Annotated in this window: 12 protein-coding genes; 11 read left to right on the top strand and 1 reads right to left on the bottom strand. The window is 68.3% G+C overall.

Translation table 11 applies throughout. The annotated features are described in order from the left end of the window. The first annotated feature begins 24 nt into the window (after window positions 1-24). The 7 genes from OPU66_RS01930 to OPU66_RS01900 all read left to right on the top strand — a co-directional run bounded on the left by OPU66_RS01930 (window position 25) and on the right by OPU66_RS01900 (window position 5347). A complete protein-coding gene (locus OPU66_RS01930) occupies window positions 25-423 on the top strand; it encodes a GFA family protein (RefSeq protein WP_498551899.1) in 399 nt (132 codons plus the stop codon). A gap of 78 nt (window positions 424-501) precedes the next feature. Then, on the top strand, window positions 502-1173 hold the full coding sequence (locus OPU66_RS01925) for a glutathione S-transferase family protein (RefSeq protein ID WP_498551898.1): 672 nt from the start codon (window positions 502-504) through the stop codon (window positions 1171-1173). A gap of 86 nt (window positions 1174-1259) precedes the next feature. Next, window positions 1260-2753, top strand: coding sequence for a M20/M25/M40 family metallo-hydrolase (locus tag OPU66_RS01920; protein ID WP_498551897.1), 1494 nt, complete (start codon window positions 1260-1262; stop codon window positions 2751-2753). An 88-nt stretch (window positions 2754-2841) separates the two neighbouring features. Next, the gene (locus OPU66_RS01915; RefSeq protein WP_498551896.1) at window positions 2842-3249 is read left to right on the top strand and encodes a DUF350 domain-containing protein; all 408 of its coding nucleotides are present in this window, start codon (window positions 2842-2844) and stop codon (window positions 3247-3249) included. 10 nt (window positions 3250-3259) lie between these two features. Beyond that, window positions 3260-3682, top strand: a complete 423-nt coding sequence (locus OPU66_RS01910; RefSeq protein ID WP_498551895.1) for a hypothetical protein — start codon at window positions 3260-3262, stop codon at window positions 3680-3682. A gap of 4 nt (window positions 3683-3686) precedes the next feature. Continuing rightward, window positions 3687-4829, top strand: coding sequence for a glutathionylspermidine synthase family protein (locus OPU66_RS01905; protein WP_498551893.1), 1143 nt, complete (start codon window positions 3687-3689; stop codon window positions 4827-4829). Between the two features lie 98 nt (window positions 4830-4927). Next, complete coding sequence (locus OPU66_RS01900) at window positions 4928-5347, top strand: potassium channel family protein (protein ID WP_498551892.1); 420 nt, start codon at window positions 4928-4930, stop codon at window positions 5345-5347. On the opposite strand, the gene ubiG is transcribed toward OPU66_RS01900, so the two are convergent. Next, window positions 5316-6086 (bottom strand): bifunctional 2-polyprenyl-6-hydroxyphenol methylase/3-demethylubiquinol 3-O-methyltransferase UbiG, encoded by a 771-nt coding sequence (gene ubiG, locus OPU66_RS01895; RefSeq protein WP_498551891.1) that lies wholly within the window; start codon window positions 6084-6086, stop codon window positions 5316-5318. The genes OPU66_RS01900 and ubiG overlap by 32 nt on opposite strands. A 58-nt stretch (window positions 6087-6144) precedes the next feature. Between ubiG and OPU66_RS01890 the strand changes: the two genes are divergently transcribed. From OPU66_RS01890 to ptsP, 4 genes are all read left to right on the top strand, one after another. Continuing rightward, window positions 6145-7389, top strand: a complete 1245-nt coding sequence (locus tag OPU66_RS01890; RefSeq protein ID WP_498551890.1) for an aspartate kinase — start codon at window positions 6145-6147, stop codon at window positions 7387-7389. Then, window positions 7386-8420 (top strand): NAD(P)H-dependent flavin oxidoreductase, encoded by a 1035-nt coding sequence (locus OPU66_RS01885; RefSeq protein ID WP_498551889.1) that lies wholly within the window; start codon window positions 7386-7388, stop codon window positions 8418-8420. Before OPU66_RS01890 ends, OPU66_RS01885 begins: the two co-directional genes overlap by 4 nt. A 139-nt stretch (window positions 8421-8559) precedes the next feature. Then, window positions 8560-9303, top strand: coding sequence for a PEPxxWA-CTERM sorting domain-containing protein (locus OPU66_RS01880; protein WP_498551888.1), 744 nt, complete (start codon window positions 8560-8562; stop codon window positions 9301-9303). 190 nt (window positions 9304-9493) lie between these two features. Next, window positions 9494-11767 (top strand): phosphoenolpyruvate--protein phosphotransferase, encoded by a 2274-nt coding sequence (gene ptsP, locus OPU66_RS01875; RefSeq protein ID WP_498551887.1) that lies wholly within the window; start codon window positions 9494-9496, stop codon window positions 11765-11767. The last annotated feature ends 45 nt before the right edge of the window (window positions 11768-11812 follow it).

Here is an 11812-nt window from a genome sequence, read left to right as displayed (position 1 = left end):
GAACAAGGGTGTGGGAGAAGGATCATGGACGGCGGCTGTCACTGCGGCGCGATCCGCTACCGGCTGGCGGGCGATGTCGCCAACCACACTTTGTGCCATTGCAGCGACTGCCGCCGCGCGGCCGGCGCGCCGATGGTCGGCTGGATCATGATGGCGCGCGCGGGTGTCGAGCTGCTGCAAGGCAGCCCGCAAATCTATGCCTCGTCCGAACATGCCCGCCGCCATTTCTGCGCCGCCTGCGGGACCGGGCTGTTCTACACCAACGACACGATGCTGCCCGGGCTGATCGACGTGCAGTCGGCGACGCTTGACGATCCCGAGGCGGTGCCGCCGACCGACCAGATCCAGATCGCCGAGCGGCTGGGCTGGATGACCGGGATCGACGCCCTGCCCGTTCACGCCCGTTATCCCGGCATGGGGTGATGCAGGTGCTGACCGGGGCGGCATTTTGCCGTCATGGCATCTTTCGCCGCCGCGCCGAACGGCCTAACAGCCATCACCATGTGGCAGCTTTATCAGTTTCCGCTCTGCCCCTTTTCGCGCAAGGTCCGCCTGCTGCTGGGTGAAAAGGGCATCGGCTACGATCTGGTGCGCGAATCCCCGTGGGAGCGGCGCGACGAGTTTCTGGACATGAACCCGGCCGGGCGCACCCCGGTGATGGTCGAGGCGGCCAAGGGCCTGACGCTGATCGACAGCTGGGCGATCTGCGAATATTTCGAGGAAACGGTCGAACAGGCGCCGATGATCAACGGCACCTCGGTCAACCGCGCCGAGATCCGCCGGCTGGTCGCGTGGTTCGACGAGCAATTCCATGCCGATGTCGTCGCGCCATTGATGCACGAACGCATGAAGAAGCGGCTGATCGACCGCACCAGCCCTGATGCCCGCGTGCTGCGCGATGCGATGAAGCTGGCGGTCAACCATCTCGATTATGTCGATTATCTGCTCGACCATCGCAACTGGCTGGGCGGCGCGACGATGAGCCTGGCCGATCTGGCGGCGGCGGCCCATATCTCGGTCGCCGATTATCTGGGCGGCATCGACTGGCGCGGCCATGCCCAGACCCAGCGCTGGTATGCGGCGCTCAAAAGCCGGCCGAGCTTCCGCCCGCTTCTGTCGGAACGCATGGAGGTGATCACCCCGCCGCCGCATTACGACAAGGTCGATTTCTGATCGCGCGAACCGCCCATCGCGTCGCTGCTTGACCGCCCGCCCCGCTTCCGGTCCAGTGCCGGGGGCAGAATAAGGGGGATGGCGGAATGGCGCGGCGCGCACGGCCGGGATGGGAACAGCCGCGACGCGGCCGCAAATGGCGCACGGCGCTGGCGCTCGCTGTCCTGCTGATCGCGGGGCTTGCGGCGGTGATGGCGGTCAATGCCTGGCGGATGCGCGCCGAACCGCTTGCCACCACCCTGCCCCCGCCCCCGCCGGTCGATCCGGCCGCGATCGCGCGGCTGGCGGTGGCGCTGCGCATCCCGACCATCTCGACCGCCGATGCGCCGCCGCCCGCGCCGGCGCTCGCCGCCTTTCACGCCCATCTGGCGGCCAGCTTTCCGCGCGTCCACCAGACGCTCAGCCGTGAGGTGCTGGCCGGCGGCACCCTGCTCTACACCTGGCCGGGGCGCGATCCGGCCGCCCCGGCGCTGCTGCTTGCCGCGCATCAGGATGTGGTGCCGATCGATCCGGGCAGCGCCGCGCGCTGGACGCATCCGCCCTTTGCGGGGACGGTCGCGGACGGCCATGTCTGGGGCCGGGGGGCGATTGACGACAAGGCCTCGCTGATGGCGATCCTCGAGGCGGCGGAGCGGCTGGCGGCGCGCGGCATCCGCCCGCGCCAGACCGTCTATCTCGCTTTCGGCCATGACGAGGAACGCGGCGGCAGCGGCGCACGCGCGGTCGCGCAGTTGCTCCGCCAGCGGGGCGCGCGGATCGGCCTGGCGCTCGACGAAGGCTATGCGGTGCTCGACGGCGTGCTGTCATTCGTGCGCGCGCCGGTCGCGGTCATCGGCACGGCGGAAAAAGGCTATGTCTCGGTCGAGCTGATCGCGCGCGGCACCGGCGGCCACAGCTCGATGCCCGGCGACGACAATGCCGCCGCCCGGCTGTCGCGCGCGGTGGACCGCATCTTCGACGATCAGCTGCCGGCCCGGCTCGACGGCCCGGCGGGCGCGCTGATCGATCATGTCGCGCCCCATGCCGACTGGCCGATGCGCGCGGTGCTCGCCAATCGCTGGCTGACCGCGCCGCTGATCCGCCGCGCCTTCCTGGCGCGCCCCGATACGGCGGCGCTGCTGCGCACGACGACGGCCCCGACCATCCTTGCCGCCGGCAGCAAGGACAATGTGCTGCCGCAGACCGCGCGGGCGGTGATCAACCACCGCATCCTGCCCGGCGACAGCCGCGCCGGCGTGCTTGCCCATGACCGCGCGGCCGCCGACGACCCGGGGGTGATGCTGCGCGCTTTGCCCGGCGGGCATGAACCCAGCCAGCCCGCCGATCCCGCCGGACCCGATTTCCAGCGGCTGAAGGCGGTGGTGCGCAGCCATTTCCCCAACGCCGTGATCGCCCCGGGGCTGGTGCTGGGGGCGACCGATGGCCGCGCTTATGAAGGGCTGGCGCGCAGCGTGCTGCGCTTCATGCCGATCGTGATGACGCGCGCCGATCTTGCCCGGTTTCACGGCAATGACGAGCGGCTGGCAGTCGACCAATATATGCGCGCCATCGCATTCTATCAGGCGCTGCTTGCCGGGTGACAGGCTTCCGGCAGGCCGGAAGCTTTGTTAGATCGTCGGCTGACTGAAAAACGGGGCCGGCGCGGCGATGCCGGGCCGAAGGGGGATCATGTTCGGCTATTTCATCGGCGCGGTGCCGGATTTTCTCGCCTATTTCGGGGCGGCCATCGCGCTCGCCGCGCTGTTCCTGTTCGTTTATGTGCGGCTGACCCCGCACCGCGAACTGGCGCTGATCCGCGACGGCAACAGCGCGGCGGCGACGCAGCTGACCGGCACCTTTCTGGGCTTTGCGATCCCGGTTGCGACCGTCATCGGCCATTCGGTCAGCATCCCCGACATGCTGCTATGGGGCGCGGTGGCGGCAGTGGTGCAATTGCTCGTCTTTCTGGTCATCGCGCGGCTGGTGTTTGCCGGCATTTCGGCGCGCATCGCCGAAGGCTGCACCGCCTCGGGCATTTTCGTCGGCGGGATCGGGCTGGGGATCGGCATCCTCCAGGCCGCCTGCATGATCCCCTGAGCGCGCGGCGATGAAGAAGCAGCTGCCAATGACCGCCGCGATGGCCGCCGCCATCGCCGCCCTGCCCGCCTGTTCGCCGCGCGACGACTGGGGTGAGCCGATGGTCGCCGACCGCGACACCGCGATCTGCGTCAACGAAGCGGGCGAGCGCGTGGACGACGATCTGTGCGCCGATGGCCGCAGCGGCGGCGCGCGCTTTTACGGCAATTCGCGGCCCGGCTTTCTCTGGTATTATCTCGGCCGCCGCTCGGCCATTCCCTATTATGGCGACAGCATCCATGACCGCCGCCATGCGGTCGCGGGCAGTTTCGTGCCGGTCGCGGGGACCAGCTATGCCGAAGCGCCGGTCGGCAGCCGGATCACGCGCAGCCAGGCGGTCAAGCGCGGCGGGCTGGGGCTGAGCAGCCGCCGCTTCGGCAGCGGACGCGGCTGACCCGGTGGACCGGATCGCCATCGCCCCGCGCCCCGGCTGGGCCGGGATCGTCGCGGCGCAGGGGCTGGTCTGGCACAGCGAAGCCGAGCGCCCCTATTGGGACGAAAGCGGCTGTTATCGCTTCACGCTTGCCGAAATCCTGATGATCGAGGCCGCGGTCGAGGAGATCTACCGGCTGTTCGTCGCCGCCGGGGAACGGATTGCGGGCGACGATGCGCTGATGGCGCGCTTCGGCATTCCCGACTGGTGCCGGGATGCGGTCGCCGCGTCATGGGCGGGCCGGCCGCCCGCGCTCGACCATGGCCGGTTCGATTTCGGCTATGACGGCAGCGGCGCGCCCGCTTTGTTCGAGTTCAACTGCGACACGCCGACCGCGCTGCTGGAAACCGCGGTCATCCAGTGGAACTGGAAAGAGGACGTGTTTCCCGGCCATGACCAGTTCAACAGCCTGCATGAAAAGCTGATCGCCGCATGGCAGCGCATGGCCGGCGCGCTGCCGGACAAAAGACTGTGGTTCGGCCATGTCGCCGATCCGGCGCATGAAGACACGATCACCACCATTTATCTGCGCGAACTGGCCGAGCTGGCGGGGATCGAGACGCTGGGCGTGATCATCGACGATATCGGCCTTGATGCCGCCGGGCGGATCGTCGACGGCGATGACCGGCTGATCAGCGCGATCTTCAAGCTTTATCCCTGGGAATGGATCGTCGCCGAACCGTTCGGGCGCGACATTGTCCGCCATCTGCCCGACACTTTCTGGATCGAGCCGATCTGGAAGATGATCTGGAGCAACAAGGCGGTGCTGCCGCTGCTGTGGGAGATGTTTCCCGGCCATCCCAATCTGCTGCCGGCCAGTTTCGACGCCACAGGGGTCGGGCCGGATCATGTCGTCAAGCCGTGCCTCGCGCGCGAGGGGGCGAACATCGCGCTCGTCGAGGGCGGCCGCCTGCGTGCCCGGGCGGGTGGCAGCTATGACGGGCCGTGCGTCTATCAGCAGCTTTACCGGCTGCGCGATTTCGGGCGCGGCTATCCGGTGCTCGGCTGCTGGGTCGTGGGCGGCGAGGCGGCGGGCATGGGCATCCGCGAAGACGGGCTGATCACCGGCAACACCGCGCGGTTCGTGCCGCACATCATCGACGGCTAGAGCATTTTCAAGCCGGGCAGACTCACCCGTCGACTCGGAAAATCCGGCAAATCAAAGGTCTAAAGCGGCAACCCGCAGCCGAGGGCAGGAGAAGGCAGATGACACGCTTCCAGGCGATGACCGACACGCTCAAAGAACTGGTCATGCTCTACCTGCTGCTGCTCGGCCTCGCCGCGCTCGGCTTCATGATCCTCGAAGGGCATGATCTCCCGACCAGCCTCTATTGGGCCGGCACCACCGCAACCTCGACCGGCTATGGCGACATCGTGCCGCGCACGCCCGGCGGACGCTGGCTCGCGCTGGCGCTGATGCACGCATCGGTGTTTATCGTCGCGCCGCTGATCGTGGTGCGGCTGATCGATCGGCTGATCCATGACAGCGACGCCTTCACCCATGCCGAACAGGTGACGATCATCGAAACGCTGGCGCGCATCGAGGCGCGGCTCGACCGGCTGGAACAGCGGGACGGCAGCGCCGCCCCCGGCGTCAGCCGTGGCGGGCGGCGACCAGATAATTGAGCGAGCGGTCGTCGCCCAGCACGAACCCGCGCGCGGGCGAGAAAGCAAGGCCGCAGACATCGGTGACGACCAGCCCGGCGGCGGCCAGATGCGCGGTCAACTCCTCGGGCGTCAGGAACCGGTCCCAGTCATGGGTGCCGCGCGGGATTTTTCCCAGCCCTTCGGCAAGGGTGATCATCATCAGCCGCGCCTTGGCAGTGCGGTTGGGCGTGGACAGGATCATCAGCCCGCCGGGTGCAAGCCGCGCGGCGAGCGCAGCGGCAAACGCCGCCGGATCAGCGACATGCTCGATCACCTCCATCGCGGTGACGAGATCGAACGGCGCGACGTCGAGCGCCGCGACCTCGCCGGCGACATAGTCGATGGCCAGCCCCTGCGCCGCCGCATGGTCGCGCGCGGCGGCGATGTTTTCGGGCGCGGCGTCGATGCCGGTCACCTCCGCCCCCATGCGCGCCAGCGGTTCGGCGAGCAGCCCGGCCCCGCAGCCGACATCGAGCGCGCGCCGCCCGGCGAGCGGACGAAGCGCCCGCCCGTCCCCGCCCCAATGGGCGTCGATCATCCGCCGGACATAGGCGAGCCGCACCGGATTGAGCCGGTGGAGCATCGCCGAGCTGCCGCGCGGGTTCCACCAGTCGGCGGCGAGCGCGCCGAAATGCGCCGCCTCGTCCGGCCGGATGGTCGGGGCGGCGGGCACCGAAGCGGGCGCAGCGGGGCTGACGGAAGCGTCACTTGTGTTCATGGGGTCACTTTCCTATCAGGACGGCCGATTTTCTCCAAGGCAGTCCAGACTTCGATCCATGGCGCGCATCGTAATGAAGTTCGGCGGCACCTCGATGGCCGGGGTGGAACGCATCCAGAATGTCGCGCGCCGCGTGAAGCGCGAGGTCGAGGCCGGCCATCAGGTGGCGGTCGTCGTCTCGGCGATGGCGGGCGAGACCGACCGGCTGGTGTCGTTCTGCCGCGAAGTCTCGCCGCTTTACGATCCGGCCGAATATGATGTGGTGGTCGCCGCCGGCGAACAGGTGACGAGCGGCCTGCTCGCCATCGCGCTCCAGACCATCGGCGTCCCCGCCCGGTCATGGCTGGGCTGGCAGCTGCCGATCGGCACGGTCGGCGGCCATGCCGCGGCGCGGATCGAGGAGATCGACACCGACGCGCTGGATGCCGCGCTCGCCGCGGGTGAAGTGGCGGTCATTCCGGGTTTTCAGGGCATGGCGGACAATGGCCGCATCACCACGCTCGGCCGCGGTGGATCGGACACCTCGGCGGTCGCGGTGGCGGCGGCGATGAAGGCCGACCGGTGCGACATCTACACCGATGTCGACGGCGTCTACACCACCGATCCGCGCATCGTGCCGCGCGCGCGCAAGTTGCAAAAGGTCACCTATGAAGAGATGCTCGAACTGGCGAGCGTCGGCGCGAAGGTGCTCCAGACCCGGTCGGTCGGGCTGGCGATGCGCGAAAATGTGCGCGTGCAGGTGCTGTCGTCGTTCGACGACCGGCCCGGCACGATGATCGTCGGCGACGACGAGATTGAGGAAAGCGAAATGGAACGTCAGCTCATCACCGGCATCGCCCATGACAAGAACGAGGCGAAGATCACCCTGACCGACGTGCCGGACCGGCCGGGCGCCGTCGCCTCGATCTTCGCCCCGCTGGCCGAGGCGAACATCAATGTCGACATGATCGTGCAGAATATCGCGCATGACACCGGCTCGACCGATGTCACCTTCACCGTGCCGATGGCGGAGCTGGCCCGCTCGCTCGACGTGCTCACCCAGGCGCAGGAGCGGATCGGCTATACCCGGCTGGTGCACGACACCAACGTGTCCAAGGTGTCGATCGTCGGCGTCGGCATGCGCTCCAATGCCGGGGTCGCGGCGACGATGTTCCGCACGCTCGGCGAACGCGGCATCAATATCCAGGCGATCACCACGTCGGAGATCAAGGTCTCGGTGCTGATCGAGGAAGATTATACCGAACTCGCGGTGCGTGTGCTGCACACCGCCTATGGCCTCGACGCCGATCAGGCGGCGGCATGAACGCGCCGGCGAAGGTGAGCAGCCAGGACCGGCTGGCCGCGCTGATGGCGCGCGGCGCCGCGTTTCTGGGCAGCGAGGTTGCGGTGCTCGGCGGGGCCATGTCCTGGGTGTCGGAACGGCATCTGGTCGCGGCGATTTCCAATGCCGGCGGCTTCGGCGTCATCGCCTGCGGGGCGATGCCGCCCGCGCTGCTCGATGCCGAGATCGCGGCGACGCGCGCGCTGACCGACAAGCCGTTCGGCGTCAACCTGATTACCATGCACCCCGATCTGGCCGAGCTGATCGCGATCTGCGGCCGCCACCGGGTCAGCCATGTCGTGCTGGCGGGCGGCCTGCCGCCCGCGGGCAGCATCGACGCGCTGAAGGCGACCGGTGCGCGCATCATCTGCTTTGCCCCCGCGCTGGCGCTGGCGCGCAAGCTGCTGCGCTCGGGCGTCGATGCGCTGGTGATCGAGGGGATGGAAGCGGGCGGCCATATCGGCCCGGTTTCGACATCGGTGCTGGCGCAGGAAATCCTGCCCGAATTGGCTGAGGCCGCGCCGATCTTCGTCGCCGGCGGCATCGGCCGGGGCGAGGCGATCGCCACCTATCTGGAGATGGGCGCGGCGGGCGTGCAGCTTGGCACGCGCTTCGTCTGCGCGACCGAGAGCATCGCCCATCCGGCGTTCAAAAAGGCGTTCATCCGCGCTTCGGCGCGCGATGCGGTGGCAAGCGTGCAGATCGATCCGCGCCTGCCGGTGATCCCGGTGCGGGCGCTCAAGAATGCGGGCACCGAGCTGTTCACCGCCAAGCAGCGCGAAGTGGCGGCCCGGCTCGACAATGGCGAGCTCGACATGGCGGCGGCCCAGCTGGAAATCGAGCATTTCTGGGCCGGGGCGCTGCGCCGCGCGGTCATTGACGGCGATGTCGAACATGGTTCGGTGATGGCCGGCCAGTCGGTCGGCATGGTCAAGGCCGAAGAACCGGTGGCCGACATCATTGCCACGCTGATGGCCGAAGCCCGCGCGGCACTGACGCGCAACGCCGGCTGAGCCGGACCTTTACTGGAAAAGGTTTACGTGTCCTTTCGGGACGATCCCGAAAAGAAACATTAACTGTTGCCGAAAAGGGTCGACCGAATCGGCCCGTTCGACTATCGGCAAGTTCGTTAAACGAAGTCAGGGGTGTGAAATGAACAAGTTCCTCGCTGCGGCCGCGTTCGGTGCCGCGGTCCTGTCGGCGCCGGTCTCGGCCGCCACGACCTTCACCTTCACCGGCAACGACCCGGTCAACGGCACCGTGGGCAATGCCTTCAATTATTCGGCAGGTGGCGTGAACTTCCGCGTCTCGGCATGGCGCGCGACCGCCAATGCCGGCGGCTTCACCTACAGCGCCAGCCAGTCCTACCTCGCCCGTTTCGGCAACGGCCTGGGTGCGACCAGCAGCGGCGACCAGAACGGCATGAACAACCTGCACACGGTTGAGAACCAGAACGGTTTCGACTTCGTGCTGATCCAGTTCGACCGCAATGTCCGCCTGACCGGCGCGAACCTCGACACCTACACGGTCGCGGGCTCGTTCGACAATGACGCGACGCTGTCGGCCGGCATCGTCAACGCGCCGTGGAACAGCACGCTGTCGCTGCACACCAACTCGCAGCTGATGACCGCGCTGGTCAGCAACGCCGTGAGCGTGAAGAACAGCCCGGGCACGCCCGACGCGCGCACCTTCAGCTACAACCAGACCGGCAATATCTGGATCCTGGGCGCCGATCACCGGAACACCGACGGCATTGACGGCTTCAAGCTGAAGAGCATCACCTTCAGCCCGGCCGTGCCTGAGCCGGCGACCTGGGCGATGATGATCGGCGGCTTCGGCCTGGTGGGCGCTGCCGCCCGCCGCCGCGGCAACCGTCAGGTCTCGCTGACCGCCTGATCCTTCGGCGCCGGGTCATCCGGCGCCCATGGACTTGCCCCTCGGGGCAATCCCCGGAAGCGCACGGAGCCGGCAGGTTTCGTGCGCTTCTTTGCGCCCGGGCGCTTATCTGGTGTCCGGGCGGGGCCGAGGCTGGACGGGGCGCAATTTCGCGCAAGACGGCTGCGGGTGGCTTTGCTAGCGTCGCACCATGCCGATTGTCGCTGCATCGTCCGCCCGCGAAATCCTGACCCGCCTGCACGATGTGATGGCGTCCAAGGCCAATGCCCAGACCAAGCTCAACCAGGTCGTTGGCATCATCGGCGAACAGCTGTCGAGCGAGGTGTGTTCGATCTACCTGCTGCGCGACGGCGTGCTGGAGCTGTTCGCGACCCGCGGGCTGAAGCAGGAGGCGGTGCACGTCACCAAGCTTGCGCTTGGCGAGGGTCTGGTCGGCACCATCGCCCAGAATGTCGAGGTGCTGAACCTCGACGAAGCCGCCGCCCATCCCGATTTCGCCTACAAGCCCGAAACCGGCGAGGAACGGTTTCACAGCTTTGCCGGGGTGCCGATCATCCGCCGCGAACGCGCGGTGGGCGTGCTGTGCGTCCAGCATTCCGAACCGCGCCGCTATGACGAGGTCGAGATCGAGGCGCTGCAGACGGTTGCCATGGTGCTGTCCGAACTGATCGCCAATGCCGGGCTGATCGACGGGCCGGTGGCTGCCGCCACCCGCGTCCAGTCGAGCGCGCCGCTGCGGCTCGACGGGCAGAAGCTGGTCGAGGGCATGGCGCGCGGCGTCGCCGTGTTCCACCAGCCGCGCGTCACCATCGAGCATACGGTCGCCGAGGACACCGAGGCCGAGCGCCGCCGCGTCTATTCCGCCTTCGTCAAGATGCGCGAACAGATTGAGCGCATGTCCGCCCAGGCCGAATTCGGCACCGGCGGCGAGCATGAAGAGGTGCTCGAGACCTATAAGATGTTCGCCTATGACGAGGGCTGGTCGCGGCGGATCAACGAGGCGATCGACAGCGGCCTGACCGCCGAGGCGGCGATCGAGCGGGTGCAGCAGCGCACGCGGATGCGGATGCGCCAGATCGACGATCCGCTGCTCGCCGACCGGATGCACGATCTGGAGGATCTGTCCAACCGGCTGCTGCGCATCGTCTCCGGCCAGCTCGGCACCGCCGCGCAGATGGGGCTGCGGCAGGACGCGATCCTGATCGCGCGCAATCTCGGCCCGGCCGAGCTGCTCGAATATGATCGCCGCCGGCTGAAAGGGGTGATCCTTGAGGAAGGGTCGCTGACCGCACACGTCACCATCGTCGCGCGCGCCATGGGCGTGCCAGTGCTGGGGCGGGTCAAGGATGTGCGCCGGCTGATCGGCGATGGCGACATGCTGCTGCTCGATGTGGCGCAGGGATCGGTGTTCGTGCGCCCCAACGCCTCGATCGAGGAAGCGTTCGCCGCCAAGCTGACGCTCAGCCAGAAACGCCGCGCCGCTTTTGCCGCGCTGCGCCCGCTGCCGCCGGTGACGCGCGACGGCACGCGCATCACGCTGATGGTCAATGCCGGGCTGCGCGACGATGCGGCGGCGCTGGACGTGACCGGCGCGGACGGCATCGGCCTGTTCCGCACCGAGTTCCAGTTCCTCGTTTCCGCCACCCTGCCGCAGCGCGAGCGCCAGCAGCGGCTCTACCGCGACATTCTGGAGGCAGCGGGCGACCGGCCGGTCACCTTCCGCACCGTCGATATCGGCGGCGACAAGGCGCTGCCCTATATGCGCGCCGACGATCTGGGCGAGGAAAACCCGGCGATGGGCTGGCGCGCGCTGCGCGTCGCGCTCGACCGCGACGGGCTGATGAAGGCGCAGGCGCGCGCGCTGCTCGAGGCGGCGGCCGGGCGCACACTCAACGTCATGTTCCCGATGGTGTCGGAAGTCTGGGAGTTTGACGAGGCGCGCGGGATTTTCGAGGCCCAGCATGGCTGGCTGGCGGCGCGCGGCCGCCAGACCCCGGCCACGATCCGCTATGGCGCGATGCTCGAGGTGCCGGCGCTCGCCGAATGCATGGACCTGCTGCTGCCACGCATCGATTTCCTGTCGATCGGCACCAACGACCTGACCCAGTTCCTGATGGCGGCCGACCGCGCGCATCCCAAGCTTGCCGAACGCTATGACTGGCTGTCGCCGGCGATCCTGCGCTTTCTGCGCCGCGCCGCCGCGCCTGCCCTTGCCCAGGGTGTGCCGGTGACGGTGTGCGGCGAAATGGGCGGCCGCCCGCTCGAGGCGATGGCGCTGCTCGGCATCGGGATCGAACGGCTGTCGATCACCCCGTTCGCGGTCGGCCCGGTCAAGGCGATGGTGCGCACGCTCGATCTCGGGGCGCTGCGCGCGCGGATGGCGGAGTGGCTCGCCCACCCCCCTGCCGATCTGCGGGCGGCGCTGAGCGACTGGGCGATGGCTCAGCAGGTCGAACTGGCCTGATCCGGCGGGCCAAGCCGGTTGACAAGCCATGGCCGGACTTGTGAC

This window comes from Sphingomonas sp. URJC2 (genome assembly GCF_059803575.1).
The sequence above is the reverse complement of the archived record's forward strand: the minus strand, read 5'-3'. Positions and strand labels throughout refer to the sequence as shown.

Bases quoted from the DNA above. Each gene is read 5' to 3' on its own strand.
- OPU66_RS01930 (WP_498551899.1), top strand. From the start codon at position 25: ATGGACGGCGGCTGTCACTGCGGCGCGATCCGCTACCGGCTGGCGGGC.
- OPU66_RS01925 (WP_498551898.1), top strand. From the start codon at position 502: ATGTGGCAGCTTTATCAGTTTCCGCTCTGCCCCTTTTCGCGCAAGGTC.
- OPU66_RS01920 (WP_498551897.1), top strand. From the start codon at position 1,260: ATGGCGCGGCGCGCACGGCCGGGATGGGAACAGCCGCGACGCGGCCGC.
- OPU66_RS01915 (WP_498551896.1), top strand. From the start codon at position 2,842: ATGTTCGGCTATTTCATCGGCGCGGTGCCGGATTTTCTCGCCTATTTC.
- OPU66_RS01910 (WP_498551895.1), top strand. From the start codon at position 3,260: ATGAAGAAGCAGCTGCCAATGACCGCCGCGATGGCCGCCGCCATCGCC.
- OPU66_RS01900 (WP_498551892.1), top strand. From the start codon at position 4,928: ATGACACGCTTCCAGGCGATGACCGACACGCTCAAAGAACTGGTCATG.
- ubiG (WP_498551891.1), bottom strand. From the start codon at position 6,086: ATGAACACAAGTGACGCTTCCGTCAGCCCCGCTGCGCCCGCTTCGGTG.
- OPU66_RS01890 (WP_498551890.1), top strand. From the start codon at position 6,145: ATGGCGCGCATCGTAATGAAGTTCGGCGGCACCTCGATGGCCGGGGTG.
- OPU66_RS01885 (WP_498551889.1), top strand. From the start codon at position 7,386: ATGAACGCGCCGGCGAAGGTGAGCAGCCAGGACCGGCTGGCCGCGCTG.
- OPU66_RS01880 (WP_498551888.1), top strand. From the start codon at position 8,560: ATGAACAAGTTCCTCGCTGCGGCCGCGTTCGGTGCCGCGGTCCTGTCG.
- ptsP (WP_498551887.1), top strand. From the start codon at position 9,494: ATGCCGATTGTCGCTGCATCGTCCGCCCGCGAAATCCTGACCCGCCTG.